This is a genomic window from Pseudomonas fragi, assembly GCF_900105835.1.
Classification (GTDB): domain Bacteria; phylum Pseudomonadota; class Gammaproteobacteria; order Pseudomonadales; family Pseudomonadaceae; genus Aquipseudomonas; species Aquipseudomonas fragi.
Window position 1 is genome coordinate 1061652 of the sequence record NZ_LT629783.1, and the last position, 16250, is coordinate 1077901.

The following is a 16250-nucleotide window of genomic DNA, read 5'->3' on the forward strand; positions in this document are numbered from 1 at the left end:
TTTTGCCGGAGCGTTTCCATGACCGCGATTGCCCACCCCCTGACAAATGCGGCACCGTCGAACACCACGCGGCGCGCCATTTATCTGCTGACCGGCTTGATCGTGGCCAACCTCCTCGCCTGGGCCTGGGCCTTTGCCGAGTTCGGCAACAACCCAGTGCTGATGGGTACCGCGTTGCTGGCGTACGGCTTCGGCCTGCGCCACGCCGTGGATGCCGACCATATCGCCGCCATCGACAATGTCACCCGCAAGCTGATGCAACAGGGCAAACGCCCGATCGCAGTAGGCACCTGGTTCTCCCTGGGGCACTCGACCATTGTGGTGCTCGCCTCTTTCGCGATTGCGGCCACGGCAATGGCCTTCAAGGACGACATGGAATGGTTCCACGAGACGGGTGGCCTGATCGGCACCCTGGTGTCCTCGGTATTCCTGCTGCTGTTCGGTGTGCTCAACCTGGTGATCCTGATTTCGGTGTACAGGAAGTTCAAACAGGTCAAGGCCGGCCACTCCCTGCCCCCCGAGGAGCTGGACCTTATTTCCACCAACCCGGGCGGCCTGATGGCGCGCGTCTTTGGCCGGGTGTTCAACCTGGTCAACAAAAGCTGGCACATGTACCCGGTGGGCTTTCTGTTTGGCCTGGGCTTTGACACCGCCACCGAAATCGGCCTGCTGGGCATCAGCGCCACCAGCGCCTCCCACGGCATCAACCTGTGGTCGATCATGGTGTTCCCGGTGCTGTTCGCCGTGGGCATGGCCCTGATCGACTCGCTGGACAACTTCGTGATGATCGGCGCCTACGGCTGGGCATTCTCCAAACCGGTACGCAAGCTCTACTACAACATCACCATCACCGCCGCCTCGGTGGTGGTTGCTCTGTTTATCGGCGGCGTCGAAGCGCTGGGGCTGATTGCCGAAAAACTGCAACTCACGGGCGGGATATGGACGCCGATCAATGCCATCAGTGAAAACTTCGGCGAGATTGGCTACTGGATCATTGGCATGTTTGTCCTGTGCTGGCTGATTTCAGCCCTTAACTACTACATCCGCGGTTATGACCAACTGCCAGCCAATGCCTGAGACAAGGCTCAAGCACACGGGCTGCAGGTGGCAGCCCGAAAAACCTGACCTACACTCCCCTCACCCTTTAACAGACGCGTCGTAGGTGCCATGACTTTATTACAGGACGTAAAAAATCGGATCTCCTTTGCCTATGGAGTCGCCCTGCTGGTGGCGATCAACGGCTTTCTCTTGTTTTTGCCGGTGCTGGAGCGTGGTGTTGCCCACGCCAACGCCAAGTCCGGCTCATTTGATACCTGGAAGGAGGCATTAAGCTTTTTGGCCTTGCTGGAAATCCCCGGTTTCGTCGTGGGGCTTGTGCTGTTGCTGATGTCACTGGGGTTGCTGATCAAGTCGCGTATCAGCTGGTTTTTTTCCCTGCTGCTGCTGGTGGCCACCGTCTGCGTGGATTTTTTCATTTTGAAAAAACCTGACGGCGTGACCTTCTTCTCGGTGTTCACCATTGCCGTACTGGGCTTCTACTGGCGCCGTTTTGATCACTACAGCCTGGCCTCGGGCAGCTTCTTTGCGGTGGTCAGCATCGCCTCGCTGATCGTCTACAGCACCCTGGGCACGCTCTACATCGGTGACGGCTTTGCACCACCCGTGACGGACCTGCCCTCAGCGTTCTACTTCGCCATTGTGGTGATGTCCACCGTAGGCTTTGGCGACATTGTCCCGCACACCACTGATGCACGTTTTTTCACCCTGACGGTGATCATACTGGGCATCACCATCTTCGCGATTTCGGTGGCGTCCATTGCCGGCCCGCTGATCAGCAACAACATCCAACGCATTGTTAAAGGCAGGATTACCCATATGGCGCGTAAAAATCACTACATCCTCGTTGGCGTTGGCTCCCTGGCACAAAACGTCTACAAAGGCCTGACCGATCGTGGCGAGCATGTCACCGTGGTGTGCGCTGCCGGCAGCCAGCACGACCTGCCGGAAAAGGCCGATATCATTGAAGGTGACCCGTCGGCGGCGTCGACCCTGAAACTGGCCGGTGCTGAAGACGCCAAGTACATCGTCACCCTGTGCGACAGCGATGCCGAAAACGTGTTCACCATCCTTGCGGCCAAGGAAGTGGCTGGCGACGACACCCAGATCATCGCGCTGGTCAACGAAACGCGGAACATGCCCAAGGTCAAACGCGTCAACCCGACGATGGTGTTGTCGTTGCCGCTGCTGGGCAGTGAACTGCTGGTGCGCACCCTGCAGGGTGACCAAATCAACAATGACCTGATCACCGAGATGTTCTTCGGCAAGCGTACGTCGCTGGCCTGAACCTTTATGCAGGCAACAAAAAAAGCCCTCTGACGAGGGCTTTTTCATGGGTGTTGCAAAGATCTATTGCGGCGTATCGGATGCAGGTAGCGGAGTCACTTTGGCCCCGGCCGCCAGGCCCAGCTCAACAGCGGCAAAGCCGATCACCAGGCTGATCACCAGATAGCAGATGGAGACAAAAACACTGCCCGGGTCTTGCATCATCTCGACGGCGCCAAAGACGAAACTGGAGAACGTGGACAGCCCGCCCATGATTCCGGTGCCGACCATTACATGTACGTACTGATTGATCCGGTTGCTCTTGAACAGCGACGTGGCCACGCCCAGCAGAAACGCGGCGACGATATTGGCGACGAAGATATCCATCGGAAAACCGTCAGCCAGGCGCGGCACCGACAGCATGACAAACTCGCGACACATGGCGCCGAATGCGCCGCCAACGAAAATCAGAATAATCATGTTCAACATGGGGTTTGCTCCAGAGTCAGCGCGCCAGCCAGGCGCCGAACGCGGCGGCGGCCAGGCCGACCAGAACCGAGATAATCAGATAACCGGCGGCCCATGCCCGATCCCTGGCCTTGGCCAGTTTCGAGGCATCCAGCTGCATGCTGCTGAATGTGGTGTAACCGCCCAGGATACCGGTGAGCACCGCGGCGCTAAGAAAATCGCCATAGCGGTCGCGCCAGTCCACGGTAAACAGGATGCTCAGGTAACCGATCACAAAGGCGCCGCTGACGTTGATCAGGAACGTGCCCAGCGGGAACGGTCCCTTGTACAGCTGCCCGACCCGCAACCCGATCCACCAGCGCAGCAGCGAGCCCAGCCCGCCCCCCAGTCCGACCCAGAAAACATCCAGCGCAGTCATGAAAATCCCTCTCGTGTCTGTTGGTGATTGGGGGGAACTCTAGTTCATAAAACCGCGGGCGGGCATGACTTGGGCCGGGTCTTTCGCTGTTACAGATGAGCCCATGCCGAGGACAGTGAGGCCTGAATGGCACAGCTCATATTTGCTCAAGTTTTCAAACTGGCGTTCTTGAGCATTGCGGGGTATTTGAGCTGCACAGGACGTAAAGCCAACTTGCAAAAGTCCCACCATGGGACTAGGATCATTTTATGAGAATCATCGCAATCAGTCAGCTCAAGATCTTTTGGCAGAAGCATCCAGGCGCAGAGCAATCTTTCCTGTGCTGGATTGATGAAGCAAAAAAGGCGAACTGGCAAACACCGGCCGACATCAAGGCGCAGTTTCGCCATGCCAGCATTCTCAAGAGCAACCGGGTCGTGTTCAACATCAAAGGTAACGCCTATCGGCTCGTGGTGGCTGTGGCCTATCGCTACAGCGCCATCTATATCAAATTCGCAGGTACTCACCAGCAGTACGACACCATTGATGCCAACACCGTGGAAATGGAGTAACCCATGAATATTCGTCCAATTCGCACAGAGCAGGACTACAAAGACGCACTGAAGTCGGTTTCGCCGCTGTTCGACAATGAACCGCAGCCCGGCACACCTGAAGGCGACTACCTGGAGGTGATGATCACCCTGATCGAAGCCTACGAAGCCAAGCATTTCCCCGTCGACCTGCCCAACCCGGTGGATGCCATCCGTTTCCGAATGGAGCAGTCCGGGCTGTCACCGGCTGACCTGGTACCTGCTATCGGCCGGCAGAACCGGGTATATGAAGTGCTCAACGGCAAACGCTCCTTGACTCTGCCCATGATCTGGAAGCTGCATGAGATGTTCGGCATCCCGGCAGAAAGCCTGATCAAGCCGGTGAAATCATGACCGCCGGGGCAGGCAAGATCATGGGCGCGGGTGAAAAGGAGTACCATGCGCTCCGGCTTCACCCTACCGCCCCATGGAACCCCTATGTTTCCCAACGCTGAACGCTACAACCACTCCACCGAATACGCCAACAAACTGGTCGACCGCATCGGCCAGACCCCGGCCTGGATTGCCCTGCGCCTGGGGGTTACGGAAAAACGCATGCGCTATATCCTCGCCGGATCCCGCACGATCAAGGGCGACACCACCGAAATCCTGATGAGTTACGCCGAGCAGTTTTGCCTGGAATGCCTGGCCGCCGAAGCCAAGGCCGCCAAGGATCGCGCCCGCTCCAAGGCTGCCGCCAGCCCTGCCAGCGACGCCTAAAACAGCCCCATCTGGCCGCCCACCAGGGCGCTGAAATCGTCGTCGACAAACACCAGAATCGCGTCCGCAACCGGTTGCAGCTGGCGCGTCAGATAGTGGTCGTAATCCACCTCGGCGGTGCGGTTCTCCAGCGGCTGGGGCCCGGCCACGGTGATCACGTAGCTGATGCTGCCGCCATTCTGGTACTGGCGCGGGCGCCCGTGCAGGTCGTTGTACTCATCGGCCAGCCGTGCCGCCCGCACATGGGGCGGCACATTGCGCTCGTAGTCACTGAGCGGGCGGCGCAGGCGCTTGCGGTAGATCAGCAGTTCATCATGCTCGCCCGCCAGGGTAGCGCGCACAAAATCGCGCACGTAGTCCTGCCACGGCTGGCGGTCGAAGATGCGCCGGTACAGCGCCTGCTGAAACTGCTGGGCCAGCGGCGACCAGTCGCTGCGCACGGTTTCAAGACCCTTGTAGACCATCTCCCGACGCCCGTCGGCATGCACCACAAGCCCCGCATAGCGCTTTTTGCTGCCCTCCTCGGCACCCCGGATGGTCGGCATCAGGAAGCGGCTGTAGTGGGTCTCGAATTGCAGCTCCAGCGCACTGGTCAACCCGTACTCGTCACGCACATGGGCCTGCCACCAGTCGTTGACATACGCCACCAGCTCACGGCCGATCCGGGCGGCATCAACTTCGCTGTGCTCGCTGCGCAGCCAGACGAAGGTGGAGTCGGTGTCGCCATAGATCACGCTAAAGCCCCGGGCCTCGATCAGGGCCCGGGTCTTGAGCATGATCTCGTGCCCGCGCAGGGTGATCGACGACGCCAGCCGCGTATCAAAAAACCGGCACCCGCTGGAGCCCAACACCCCGTAAAAAGCATTCATGATGATTTTCAGGGCCTGGGACAGAGGCGCGTTTTTCTCCCGCTTGGCCACTTCGCGACCATTGGCCACACGCTCGATAATGGCCGGCAGGCAGTGCCGGCTACGCGAGAAACGCGCGCCGCGAAAACCCGGCACCGAGGCCTCATCGCTTGGCTCGCGCAACCCTTCCACCAGCCCCAGCGGGTCAATCAGGAACGTGCGGATAATCGACGGGTACAGGCTTTTGTAATCGAGCACCAGCACCGATTCGTACAACCCCGGTCGGGACTCCATGACAAAACCGCCGGGGCTGGCCTGGGGCGGGTTGTCGCCCAGGTTGGGGGCGACAAAGCCCTGGCGATGCATCAACGGCATGTACAGGTGATAGAACGCCGCCACCGACCCGCCGCTGCGGTCAGCCTCCAGCCCCGTGACCGAGGCACGTTCCAGCAAAAAGGTCAGTAGCTCGGTTTTGGCGAAAATCCGCGTGACCAGTTCGCAGTCCTTGAGGTTGTAACGGGCCAGCGCAGGCTTGTCATGGGCAAACATGCGGTTGATTTCGTCCATGCGCTGGTACGGCGTGCTGATGTCCTTGCCTTCGCCCAGCAGGGTCTGGGCGACGTTTTCCAGGCTGAAGGAAGTAAACGACCAGGTCGCCGAGCGCAACGACTCAATCCCGTCGATGATCAGCCGCCCTGCAGCACTGGCAAAAAAATGGTTTTTGCGGCTGCCGTGCTCGCGCCACTGCATTTCACTGCCGCCACGCCCCAGCAGCAGCGGGATACCCAGGCGCCGGGCATGCTCGTGCAACACCCGCATGTCGAACTGCACCACATTCCAGCCGATGATCGCGTCGGGGTCATGCCGGGCCATCCACTGGTTAAGACGCAGCAGCAGGTCGCCGCGGGTGGCACAGAACTCCAGGTCGAAATCCACCGGGGTATCGGCCGCAGTGGCCTTGCCCAGCATATACACCTGGCGCTGGCCGCAGCCTTCCAGGGCGATGGAATACAAATCGCCCTGCTCGCTGGTTTCGATGTCCAGTGACACCAGTTTGAGCTGCGGTCGGTAGTCTGGATGGGGTTTGAGCCGCGCATCCAGCAGCGGCCCGTCGTCCTGGGCTCGGCCGCCGAAACTCACTGGAGCAGTGATAAAGCGTTCCATCAAAAAACGCTCCGGCGGGCGGATGTCGGCCTCGTACACATCGACCCCGGCACGGCGCAGGCGCTGGGCAATGTCCATCAGCAGGCCGTGCTGGCGGCAATACAGGCCGGTCACCGGGCGTGACTGGAAATCACACAGCGCCAGCTCACGAAATTCCACCCCCGCCTCGCCCTGCAACAGCGCCTGTGCCTGGCCTGACTGAATGCTCGGGATAAACGCAGTGGACGTTTGATAAGGCAGGCGCACAAGCTGCGGCCCGTCATCGGTGGCCAGCCAGAATTCGACCTCGATGCCCGACGGCGTATCACGCCAGTGCCGGGTCAGGACAAAGCCCTGCCTCAAGTCCATTACGCGATTACAGGCACGTCGCCAGCATCGCCAGGCGGCGCATGGCGGCAGCATCACCCGGCTGTTTGGCGTAGTAGTTTACTGCCGTGCCGGTGCCCTGGGGCTGCAGATCGGCAAAGGACTCGGCACCACGGGTGTAGACCGTCTGTTTTCCGGCCTTGTCGCTGTTGATATAGGCACTGGCATCGACGCCGAACACGCTTTCATCCTGCCAGGAAAACTTGATGCATTCGGCGACCAGCGCCGTGGCTTTTTCCGAAGCCAGCACCCGGGTTGGAGCCTTGGCACGGGCAGTGTCCATCGCAGGAGATACACAACCGGCCAGCAAGGCCAGACTCATGACGCCGATCAGCATTCGCATTGGATATCCCCTAGATAAAGGCCAATACGATATCACGCAGTCAGTGCCCACAGGTGGCTAAATAACCAGTAGTCCGCTGGAGGGGCGTGATCTCCCAAAGAACATAGGTTCGCGGGTCCCGCCCCAAAACAGGCCGGCCGGTCGGCCGCCTCGACGGCTTTTGATCTACCCGCCCCATCGGGAGGCCGAGTGGAGGTTCTGCGCAGTGGGCCTCCCGGCATGGATGCCGGGAGAGCCGCGATGGGCCATGGATGGCCCGTGGCGGCGTGCCCACGGAGCTAACCTGCACGAGGGAACCTGAGCGCAGCGAAGGCCGGACGCCAGGGGCAAGCCTTTTTGGTGGGCCTGTCCCGTGACAACGGACGCCAAGAAGCGATACTTAAATCGTTCTCTTGGAGGTTGCCATGTATCCATCTACTCGCCGTAACTATACCGATGAGTTCAAGACTCAAGCGGTTGCGCTGGCTGAAAGCGTTGGCAGAACCGAAGCGGCCCGCCAGCTAGAGATGTCAGTCAAAACGCTCGATAACTGGGTGGACGCCACGCGCAGGGGCCAACCGCTGAGTTCGCCCGAGCGCAAGCCAATTACGAAGGAAGACAGTGAGCTTGCCCGCCTGCGAGCCGAGGTTGCCGAGCTGAAAATGGAGCGTGAAATCCTAAAAAAGGCGGCGGTATTCTTCGCCAGAGAGTCCAGGTGAGATACGCCTTCGTCGCTGCTGAACGGACTCAATACCCGGTACAGGTGTTGTGTCGGGTGATGGAAGTCTCGACTTCAGGTTTCTACGATTACACGCACAGACAGCCTCGCCCTGATCCTGACGCTCAGATTCGCATTGCGTTGCGCAGTGCTTATGCGGCCAGTCGAAAAACCTATGGGCGGCCACGGTTGGTAGCCGCCTTGCGCCAGAAATCGTTCGCAGTGGGCCACAAACGGGTCAGGCGGTTGATGCGCGAGGAGCGGATACAGGGCAAGTCCAAAGGAGGTTTCAGGCCCTGCACCACTGACAGCTGTCATTATTTGCCGGTGGCGAGCAATGTGTTAGCGCGTCAGTTTTCTATCGATAACCCCACGCCGACCTGGGTCAGTGATATCACCTATCTCCCAACCAGAGAGGGTTGGTTGTATCTAGCGATAGTGTTAAGCATCCAGACCCGCCAGATCTTGGGCTACAGCTTGTCGGACCGCATGCCAGATGGTTTGGTCGAAAGCGCGTTTTTGAATGCCTGGAGCGCCTGTTCTGGCAGCAGTGGAGCAGTATTTCACTCCGATCAGGGCCGTCAGTACGCAAGCAGTAAGTTCCGTTTGACGCTGGCCAAGAAGGACTTCACCCAGAGCATGAGTCGAAAGGGAAATTGCTGGGACAACGCAGTGGCCGAGAGCTTTTTCGCTACGCTGAAAAGAGAGGAGGCTTTCGGGGTCTACCCCACAAAAAAACAGGCACAGCTATCAATCGCCAGCTATGTACATGGGTTTTACAACAGCAGTCGACTGCACTCAGCTCTGGGATATCGTTCTCCGAACGAATATGCAAAGAGCTTGAGGCAGAAGACTCGATAGCCAGCTTCTTGGCGTCCGCTGCAGGGAGACAGGCCCAGCGTTACTCATATCTGCTTTTGCCTTTAGTCCCCTCTCCCTCCGGGAGAGGGCTAGGGTGAGGGGCTTTTGATCTGCTTTGCCCTCACTCCCCTGCCATGCGCTCCAGGCTGTTGCTCAGATGCAGCAGCATGGCAGCGCGGGCGGCGTCGGGGTCCTGGCGGCGAATGGCGCGCAGAATCGCTTCGTGTTCGAGCACGGCCATTTGACCCAACTGCTTGAGGTCGGCATCACCGCGCTCCTGACTGTTGATCCGGGTACGCGGGATCGCCGAACGCCCCAGCTGGGCAATGATGTCGGTGAAACAACTGTTGCCCGTGGCCTGGGCGATCAACTGGTGAAACCGCAAGTCCGGCTCGACGCTGCTGTCATTGTTGGCCAGTGAGTTCTGATGGTCATCCAGCGCCTGGCGCATCTGCAGCAGTTGCTCCTCCGTGCGACGCCTGGCGGCCAGTGCCGCCGCCTGGGTCTCCAGGCCCATGCGCAACTCGATGATGCCGCGCACGCTGGCCGCGGTATCCCGGCTCAAGTGAATGCCCTGGCGCTGATCACGCTCAAGCACGAAGGTGCCAATGCCGTGACGGGTCTCGACCAGCCCCGCTGCCTGCAATTTTGAAATCGCCTCACGCACCACGGTGCGGCTTACGCCGTGCTCACGCACGATGGCCGACTCGGAAGGCAGCTTCTCGCCGGGCGCCAGTTGGCCCAGCAGGATCCGCTGTGTCAGCTCGGCCACGATGTCGTGGGCCAGGCCCGGTGAACGCTTGCGCAACGGCGCACTCTGGGGGTTGTGCATGGGGCAAATCCCTTCGAACAAGACGGTCTGATACTAGCACCCGTACATGTATGACAAGTTAAATAAAAATCAGACAACCCTGTGTTTAAAACTGATTACGACCTTCAGGCAAGTACCTCGCCTGCAGCTTTTCCTGGCCTTAAAGCCAGCAAATCACCCGAAGAATCGAAATTAAAGTATCTATATCAGCATTTTTATAACTTTTTGGTTTGTTTCAAAGCATTGCCAGGAAAAAAGTCAACTCGTATGATGTCTGGCGACTGCAGGCCCGATCTGCAGCACACATAACCCGCATAAAAATAATCAGTGGGGCTTTGAATTGTGAACACTTCCGGCAATCCGTCTGCTGCGTACGCCAACGACCCGGTCCTGGCGCGTGCGATCCAAAAAGTGAAGCGCCATGTACTGCCGCTCTTCGTCATCATGTTTATCGTCAACTACATCGACCGCGTAAACATCGGCTTTGTGCGCAGCCACATGGAGCACGATCTGGGCATTGGTGCCGCCGCCTATGGCTTCGGTGCAGGGCTGTTTTTCATCGGCTACGCACTGTTTGAAGTGCCGTCCAATATGCTGCTGCAAAAAGTCGGCGCCCGTATCTGGCTGACACGGATCATGTTCACCTGGGGCATCACCGCCACCCTGATGGCCTTTATCCAGAACGAAACCCACTTCTATATCCTGCGCTTTCTGCTCGGCGTAGCCGAAGCCGGCTTCTTCCCGGGCGTGATCTATTACTTCACCCGCTGGCTGCCGGGCGCCGAACGCGGCAAGGCGATTGCCATCTTCCTCAGCGGCTCGGCACTGGCCTCACTGATCTCGGGACCACTGAGCGGCCTGCTGCTGCAAATCACCGGCATGGGCCTGCATGGCTGGCAGTGGATGTACATCATCGAAGGCATGGCCTCGGTGGTGCTGTGCGTGTTTGTTTGGTTCTGGCTGGACTCAAAACCCCACGACGCCAAATGGCTCAGCCGTGCCGAGCAAGATGCGCTGGTCAACGAGATTGACCGCGAGCAGCGTGAACGCGATGCCGTCAACACCGTCAAGCCCACCTTGGGCAGGCTGCTCAAGGACCGGCAGATCATGCTGTTTTGCGCGATCTACTTCTGTATCCAGCTGACCATTTATGCGGCCACCTTCTGGCTGCCGAGCATCATCAAGAAAATGGGCGACCTGAGCGATATCCAGGTGGGCTTTTACAACTCGATCCCGTGGCTGATCTCCATCATTGCCATGTACGCCTTTGCCTCGCTGGCCAGCAAGTTCAGGTTCCAGCAAGCCTGGGTGGCGGCCGCCCTGGTCATTGCCGCCATCGGCATGTTCATGTCCACCACCGGCGGGCCGATCTTCGCGTTTATCGCCATCTGCTTTACCGCCATAGGTTTCAAATCGGCATCGGCGCTGTTCTGGCCCATCCCCCAGGGCTACCTGGATGCACGCATCGCGGCGGCGGTAATCGCGCTGATCAACTCCATCGGCAACCTCGGCGGCTTCGTCGCCCCCACCACCTTCGGTTTCCTGGAACAAACCACCGGCTCGATCCAGGGCGGCCTCTATGGCCTGGCCGGCACGTCGATCATTGCGGCAGTCATTGTGTTCTTTGCCAAGACCAAACCCACTCCCACGGCCGTGACCCCCACCGCCCTGCAACCTGCCTGACAAGGACCAGACCATGAATGCCGACCATCAACACCACGCCAGCCAAGCCCCGACCGTCACCAGCCTGCAGGTAATCCCGGTGGCGGGCCATGACAGCATGCTGCTCAACCTCAGCGGCGCCCACGGCCCTTTCTTTACCCGCAATATCGTCATCCTCAAGGACAGCAGCGGCAATATCGGCGTGGGTGAAGTGCCCGGTGGCGAACGCATCCGCGAAACCCTCGAAGACGCCCGCAACCTGGTAGTGGGCCAGCCCATCGGCAATTACCAGAGCGTCCTCAATGCCATGCGCCGCACCTTCGCCGCCCGCGATTCGGCGGGCCGCGGCCTGCAAACCTTCGACCTGCGCATCACCATCCACGCCGTCACGGCAATGGAGGCCGCCCTGCTCGACCTGCTCGGCCAATTCCTGCATGTGCCGGTCGCGGCCTTGCTCGGCGAGGGCCAGCAACGGGAGGCGGTGAAGATGCTTGGTTATCTGTTCTATATAGGCGACCGGCAACACACCGACCTGGCCTACCGCAATGAAACCGACGGTGATGACTGGCAGCGTCTGCGCCATGAAAAGGCGCTGAGCCCTGAGGCCATTGTGCGCCTGGCAGAAGCCGCACAAGCCCGCTACGGCTTCAACGATTTCAAGCTCAAGGGCGGCGTACTGCGCGGCGCTGAAGAAATCGAAGCGGTGACGGCATTGGCCGAGCGCTTCCCCGCTGCCCGCATCACCCTGGACCCGAATGGCGCCTGGTCACTGAAAGAAGCCATCGCCCTGTGCCGTGATCAGCACAACGTGCTGGCCTATGCCGAAGACCCGTGCGGCGCCGAAAACGGCTATTCGGGGCGCGAAGTGATGGCTGAGTTCCGCCGCGCCACCGGCCTGCCTACGGCTACCAACATGATTGCCACTGACTGGCGCGAGATGGGCCACGCGATTCAGTCACAGGCCGTGGACATTCCCTTGGCCGACCCGCACTTCTGGACGATGCAGGGCTCGGTACGCGTTGCGCAGATGTGCCACGAATGGGGCCTGACCTGGGGCTCGCACTCCAACAACCACTTTGATATTTCCCTGGCCATGTTTACCCAGGTTGCGGCGGCAGCGCCGGGGGACATTACCGCCATTGATACCCACTGGATCTGGCAGGACGGCCAGCGCCTGACCCGCGAACCGCTGAAAATTATCGACGGTCATATCAAGGTGCCAAGCAAACCCGGGCTTGGCGTGGATATCGACATGGACGCCGTGGCCAAGGCTCACGAACTGTACAAAGGCATGGGCCTGGGTGCGCGGGATGACAGCGTAGCCATGCAGTACATGATTCCCGGCTGGAAATACGACAACAAAAAGCCCTGCCTGGTGCGCTAAACCACCCACATGTTTAGCGTTAGCAAAAGCTTGATGACACAACGTGGCCGGTAGCCGGCCACGACGCCTCCTGTTCTGCACAGCGCCAGTCACTTGTTTGCCAGCGAAGTTATTGCGCTTCAGGGCAAGACGGGGTGATGTGTGGCTATCGTTCTTTGGCTAACTCATTTTGCAGCCTTAAAATAATACGCTCAATAACGCACGCTGAAACATTGTACGAATCATCGCTCGGGTGTGAAGCAATCCAGCCCCTGCCTTGAAATAGATACATCAGCTCATCCAGGGTCATTGTTTGCTCTTCAAACTGGATCACTGTATTTTTCTCGGACTCGAACAACGCCTTCAACGTTTGCGTTCGACCTTCACTCCAATACGCATTCGGTGTATCTGCGACCCCGTCCAGCGCCTTCTTGACAATTCGCTCTTCCGGCAAAACAACATTACGGCCCGCAATATTTAAACCAAGTTCCTTACCCATCAACATGTCTTCACCGCCGGCCACCATGTAAGGCGGATAAATCCCATCTGTCCATTGCCCACGAAATGGCGCCTTGATAGAGACAAACTGTTGAGCGGGCGAATTAAAGTCCTGCGCTTGGGGTGGGGATGTTTCCATAAACGGTTTCGGGGGTGCTTGTCGCTCGGGATAGCCGATTCCATAACCAACAATCGGCTGCCGGGTTGCTGTGTGAATAGCGTCTATCTGGTTGCGTACGGCTGGGTTGGTGTGCCTGGTCTGCTCTGTTTTCACAACATCCTGATCGATCAGCATGATCCTTTCGGGCCGGTATGCCAGCGTATCCGCAAATGCCAATGCCGAGGCCCGGGCAGCCCCAAAGCCCGTCAACTTGCCACCGTCCCAGCCCACTAGGTGCAAGTTTGGATACTGCTCAAATACATCTTTCATCGTTGAGGCGTAGGCCGGGTAGTCAAGTTTGTGGACAAGAAGGTATACAGGTTCGGACCGGGAGCCGAGAACGCCTGTCATGTTTTTAGGATGCCAGGCCAGACTGTAGTTCTTGCGAAGTTCTGCATCGAGTTTACTGGCACTGCCGCCGCTGATGACCAGCGCTGGCACAGTGCTTTTACTCAACCAGGGGGCTTCAATACGAGGAGGCCTTATAAATGAAAACCAGCTGCCTGAACTGGGCACCCCCCTATCCATAGCCAGCGATCTGCAGACTTCAACGCGATTGTGCAGCACTGCATGCATGCTTTGCAGAACCTCTGCCCGGTTTTTAACCCTAGCGCCATTTAGCGGCAACTCAGGTACTTTGACCGGAGAGTATTTACAGGCAGGTCGTGTTTCAGGGTTAACCCACAGAGGGTTGCACTGCACGCTGACAGGCACACTCGTCATGGTGCGTGCGCCGTTATTTACTGCAGTGGCAGGAGTGACGAAGCCCTGTCGCGCGGGTGATTGTTCGCCCTCTTGCCACACCCCTTCCAACAAGCTTCTTTGCTCAATAAGATTATGCGTCAACTCCTTTCGCAAAGCGCCAGCTTGATGATCACTGATCAACTCAGATGACACATCATCCCTGATGGCCAACAGCAACTTGAAGAAAGAATCATCACCCCAGGCCCGCCAGGTCTTCCCCTGAATAGATGCCGAGTAATTATTATTGCCGTCATGCGTGACTTCGATGCACTGATCGACCCGGTCACCGGGCAAAGACTGCATATCAGACCAACACTTTTGCTTGCCTGCAAAGAACGCGGTGTACGGGCTTGTATCCGCATCATGTTTCCAGGCCAGGGCGGTCTTGACTGGCCAGCTTGCTGTGTTAACCAGCGCCAGGCTCAACAACTCAAGGGCACTCCCGTTTAATGCGCCGGGCGGTTCCTGTTCAAGTGCCTGGACGACGGCATCGAACTTGAGCTGAGTCAGCACAGATGACTTACGCGCAAAAATACAGGTGTCAGGCAGAACGCTGCTCACTGCAGCCGTACATTGATTGCCGGGTGACACATGAGTGCGGCCGGGCTCATGTAAATTCGGAAGAGAGAGACTCGAAAGCAGCATACGATTATTCCTACGCTAAAGATTTGCTTCATCACCTCGCCGAAAAATGTGAGGCCTTCTTTATTCGCAGAGTCTGCCCTTTAGTTCCATGTCGATCTCTGAGCACCCCACAACAAGGAGCCGCTGTCCATGCTCTTCAATGGCCACGAGTGGAGTATGACCAGGCGAATGCCCTTTGATTGACCCAAGCGCTAAACCAGCTCCCCTTTATCGCAGATGCGGTGCGAGCGCTGCCTGGTGCTGGCGGACGGGGCGATATCAGAAAACCTTACACACCTAAAATTGGATCCAATATCAAATTTCAGGCAAAAAAAAGCCCAAGTAGCTGATGGAAACTTGGGGCTTAAAAATGCATAAACCGTGGTAGGTGAACGCAGGGCGATCTTACCCTATCGTAACAATCAGTAACAAGTGATTCTGCACATTTTATTTCAAGGCAATACTGACCTAAGTCATTAAATAGCCACAGGTTTTAAGATTTTTTTGATTTTAAAGTGCCATCACTGCACGGAAGCTGGGTAGTTTCAACCCACTTTTGCGCTTGCATTTAATGTGCAAGCGAGCTTGCCTGCGATGGCATCGACGCGATTCAACTGAAATACCGCGCCGCTTGCATCGCGAGCAAGCCCGCTCCCACAGAGTAAATATTCGGGGCTCACAGACCTCGCCGCCAAACAGGTCGGCCGCCTCGGGGTCGCAGTGCTTTTGATCTGCCTGCCCTCCCGGGAGGCCGAGAGTAGGTTTTGTGGAGTGGGTCGACCGGCATGGATGCCGGATATGTACCCGGTATTGCAGTTAAAAGCACCGAGTACAAATCAGCCGGCGAAATTGCCGCTCAGTGCCGCCAGCCCACCCTGATAGACCCCGGCAAACAGCTCTTCGGCAGTTTCAGTGCTCACACCTGCCGGGGTAAAACGGCCCGACCAGGTCACACGGGCGCCGTCGCCCAGGGCTTCAACGCGCAAGGTCGCCAGGTAGTCGGTCACCGGGAACGGCGCCTCGACAATGGAATAGCTATAGGTCTTGCCGGCATTGTCGAACGTTTGCAGGCGCTCAACGATCACCGTGCCATCCACGGTCTGCAGATGGCGCAAGCGCCCGCCTTCACCAGACTCGCTGGTAGCAACCAGGGGCAGCCAGTCCGGCAGCGAGTTGAAGCCTCCAATCAATTGCCAGACCTGATCGGCTGTGGCGGGAATATCAATAAATGCGGATGCAGTTGCCATGGGGGCATGCCTCTTGGAAGAAGTGGGGGGGGGGGTTACTCGAAAACAGGCCTGAAAAAACTGCGCTCATAACTCAAGATACAGCGATTATCTTCAGCCAGTTTAAACGCGGCAATGCACTCGGCATCGGTTTTTGAGCGCTCGCGGTAGTCTTCATAGGCTGCGAGGCTGGGGAAGGTAAACATGGCCAGGGCGATATTGTTGGCACCTTCCGAGGGCAGGAAGTAGCCATGATGCTGGCCGCCGAACTTCTCTACCAGCGGGATCCAGACTTTGGCATAGGCCTCGAATTCGGCCAGTTGGTAAGGGTCAATCACGTAACGCAGGTAGCAGGTGATCATCAGTGCATTCCACGGGGCGAAAGG

Annotated in this window: 17 protein-coding genes; 9 read left to right on the forward strand and 8 right to left on the reverse strand. The window is 58.2% G+C overall.

The window, feature by feature from the left end:
• Window positions 1-18: 18 nt before the first annotated feature.
• The gene (locus BLU25_RS04550) at window positions 19-1077 is read left to right on the forward strand and encodes a HoxN/HupN/NixA family nickel/cobalt transporter (RefSeq protein WP_016781204.1); all 1059 of its coding nucleotides are present in this window, start codon (window positions 19-21) and stop codon (window positions 1075-1077) included.
• Between the two features lie 90 nt (window positions 1078-1167).
• Complete coding sequence (kch, locus tag BLU25_RS04555; protein WP_029611453.1) at window positions 1168-2343, forward strand: voltage-gated potassium channel protein; 1176 nt, start codon at window positions 1168-1170, stop codon at window positions 2341-2343.
• Between the two features lie 63 nt (window positions 2344-2406).
• On the opposite strand, the gene crcB (BLU25_RS04560) is transcribed toward kch, so the two are convergent.
• Both crcB (BLU25_RS04560) and crcB (BLU25_RS04565) read right to left on the reverse strand, forming a co-directional pair.
• Window positions 2407-2811, reverse strand: a complete 405-nt coding sequence (crcB, locus tag BLU25_RS04560; RefSeq protein WP_016781206.1) for a fluoride efflux transporter CrcB — start codon at window positions 2809-2811, stop codon at window positions 2407-2409.
• Between the two features lie 16 nt (window positions 2812-2827).
• Window positions 2828-3208: a fluoride efflux transporter CrcB gene (gene crcB, locus BLU25_RS04565; RefSeq protein ID WP_016781207.1), complete on the reverse strand. Its 381-nt coding sequence runs from the start codon at window positions 3206-3208 to the stop codon at window positions 2828-2830.
• A gap of 248 nt (window positions 3209-3456) precedes the next feature.
• Here crcB (BLU25_RS04565) and BLU25_RS04570 point away from each other — a divergent pair, with 248 nt between their 5' ends.
• From BLU25_RS04570 to BLU25_RS04580, 3 genes are all read left to right on the forward strand, one after another.
• Window positions 3457-3759: a type II toxin-antitoxin system HigB family toxin gene (locus BLU25_RS04570; RefSeq protein WP_016781208.1), complete on the forward strand. Its 303-nt coding sequence runs from the start codon at window positions 3457-3459 to the stop codon at window positions 3757-3759.
• A 3-nt stretch (window positions 3760-3762) separates the two neighbouring features.
• Entirely contained in the window at window positions 3763-4131 is a 369-nt protein-coding gene (locus tag BLU25_RS04575; protein ID WP_016781209.1) for a helix-turn-helix domain-containing protein, read from the forward strand.
• Between the two features lie 84 nt (window positions 4132-4215).
• Complete coding sequence (locus BLU25_RS04580) at window positions 4216-4497, forward strand: hypothetical protein (protein ID WP_016781210.1); 282 nt, start codon at window positions 4216-4218, stop codon at window positions 4495-4497.
• Here the strand turns inward: BLU25_RS04580 and BLU25_RS04585 are convergent.
• Together BLU25_RS04585 and BLU25_RS04590 are read right to left on the reverse strand one after the other, a co-directional pair.
• Entirely contained in the window at window positions 4494-6857 is a 2364-nt protein-coding gene (locus BLU25_RS04585; protein ID WP_083369540.1) for a DNA polymerase II, read from the reverse strand. The two genes, BLU25_RS04580 and BLU25_RS04585, sit on opposite strands and share 4 nt — an antisense overlap.
• A 7-nt stretch (window positions 6858-6864) precedes the next feature.
• Window positions 6865-7218, reverse strand: a complete 354-nt coding sequence (locus tag BLU25_RS04590; protein ID WP_029611454.1) for a hypothetical protein — start codon at window positions 7216-7218, stop codon at window positions 6865-6867.
• 404 nt (window positions 7219-7622) lie between these two features.
• On the opposite strand from BLU25_RS04590, the gene BLU25_RS04600 reads away from it, so the two are divergent.
• On the forward strand, window positions 7623-7916 hold the full coding sequence (locus tag BLU25_RS04600) for a transposase (protein WP_083369542.1): 294 nt from the start codon (window positions 7623-7625) through the stop codon (window positions 7914-7916).
• Complete coding sequence (locus BLU25_RS04605) at window positions 7913-8776, forward strand: IS3 family transposase (RefSeq protein WP_083369543.1); 864 nt, start codon at window positions 7913-7915, stop codon at window positions 8774-8776. Before BLU25_RS04600 ends, BLU25_RS04605 begins: the two co-directional genes overlap by 4 nt.
• A 121-nt stretch (window positions 8777-8897) precedes the next feature.
• Here BLU25_RS04605 and BLU25_RS04610 read toward each other — a convergent pair whose 3' ends face one another.
• A complete protein-coding gene (locus tag BLU25_RS04610; RefSeq protein WP_016781213.1) occupies window positions 8898-9608 on the reverse strand; it encodes a FadR/GntR family transcriptional regulator in 711 nt (236 codons plus the stop codon).
• A 321-nt stretch (window positions 9609-9929) separates the two neighbouring features.
• Between BLU25_RS04610 and BLU25_RS04615 the strand changes: the two genes are divergently transcribed.
• On the forward strand, window positions 9930-11270 hold the full coding sequence (locus BLU25_RS04615) for an MFS transporter (RefSeq protein ID WP_016781214.1): 1341 nt from the start codon (window positions 9930-9932) through the stop codon (window positions 11268-11270).
• A 13-nt stretch (window positions 11271-11283) separates the two neighbouring features.
• Entirely contained in the window at window positions 11284-12633 is a 1350-nt protein-coding gene (gudD, locus tag BLU25_RS04620) for a glucarate dehydratase (protein ID WP_083369544.1), read from the forward strand.
• Between the two features lie 145 nt (window positions 12634-12778).
• On the opposite strand, the gene BLU25_RS04625 is transcribed toward gudD, so the two are convergent.
• From BLU25_RS04625 to BLU25_RS04635, 3 genes are all read right to left on the reverse strand, one after another.
• Window positions 12779-14659, reverse strand: coding sequence for a hypothetical protein (locus BLU25_RS04625; RefSeq protein WP_016781216.1), 1881 nt, complete (start codon window positions 14657-14659; stop codon window positions 12779-12781).
• An 815-nt stretch (window positions 14660-15474) separates the two neighbouring features.
• Window positions 15475-15885 (reverse strand): SRPBCC family protein, encoded by a 411-nt coding sequence (locus tag BLU25_RS04630; RefSeq protein ID WP_016781217.1) that lies wholly within the window; start codon window positions 15883-15885, stop codon window positions 15475-15477.
• 35 nt (window positions 15886-15920) lie between these two features.
• Complete coding sequence (locus BLU25_RS04635) at window positions 15921-16226, reverse strand: NIPSNAP family protein (RefSeq protein WP_016781218.1); 306 nt, start codon at window positions 16224-16226, stop codon at window positions 15921-15923.
• Between the last annotated feature and the right edge of the window lie 24 nt (window positions 16227-16250).

Excerpts from the sequence above, each read along its gene's own strand:
- BLU25_RS04550 (WP_016781204.1), top strand. The coding sequence starts at position 19 with ATGACCGCGATTGCCCACCCCCTGACAAATGCGGCACCGTCGAACACC.
- kch (WP_029611453.1), top strand. The coding sequence starts at position 1,168 with ATGACTTTATTACAGGACGTAAAAAATCGGATCTCCTTTGCCTATGGA.
- crcB (WP_016781206.1), bottom strand. The coding sequence starts at position 2,811 with ATGTTGAACATGATTATTCTGATTTTCGTTGGCGGCGCATTCGGCGCC.
- crcB (WP_016781207.1), bottom strand. The coding sequence starts at position 3,208 with ATGACTGCGCTGGATGTTTTCTGGGTCGGACTGGGGGGCGGGCTGGGC.
- BLU25_RS04570 (WP_016781208.1), top strand. The coding sequence starts at position 3,457 with ATGAGAATCATCGCAATCAGTCAGCTCAAGATCTTTTGGCAGAAGCAT.
- BLU25_RS04575 (WP_016781209.1), top strand. The coding sequence starts at position 3,763 with ATGAATATTCGTCCAATTCGCACAGAGCAGGACTACAAAGACGCACTG.
- BLU25_RS04580 (WP_016781210.1), top strand. The coding sequence starts at position 4,216 with ATGTTTCCCAACGCTGAACGCTACAACCACTCCACCGAATACGCCAAC.
- BLU25_RS04585 (WP_083369540.1), bottom strand. The coding sequence starts at position 6,857 with ATGGACTTGAGGCAGGGCTTTGTCCTGACCCGGCACTGGCGTGATACG.
- BLU25_RS04590 (WP_029611454.1), bottom strand. The coding sequence starts at position 7,218 with ATGCGAATGCTGATCGGCGTCATGAGTCTGGCCTTGCTGGCCGGTTGT.
- BLU25_RS04600 (WP_083369542.1), top strand. The coding sequence starts at position 7,623 with ATGTATCCATCTACTCGCCGTAACTATACCGATGAGTTCAAGACTCAA.
- BLU25_RS04610 (WP_016781213.1), bottom strand. The coding sequence starts at position 9,608 with ATGCACAACCCCCAGAGTGCGCCGTTGCGCAAGCGTTCACCGGGCCTG.
- gudD (WP_083369544.1), top strand. The coding sequence starts at position 11,284 with ATGAATGCCGACCATCAACACCACGCCAGCCAAGCCCCGACCGTCACC.
- BLU25_RS04625 (WP_016781216.1), bottom strand. The coding sequence starts at position 14,659 with ATGCTGCTTTCGAGTCTCTCTCTTCCGAATTTACATGAGCCCGGCCGC.
- BLU25_RS04630 (WP_016781217.1), bottom strand. The coding sequence starts at position 15,885 with ATGGCAACTGCATCCGCATTTATTGATATTCCCGCCACAGCCGATCAG.
- BLU25_RS04635 (WP_016781218.1), bottom strand. The coding sequence starts at position 16,226 with ATGATCACCTGCTACCTGCGTTACGTGATTGACCCTTACCAACTGGCC.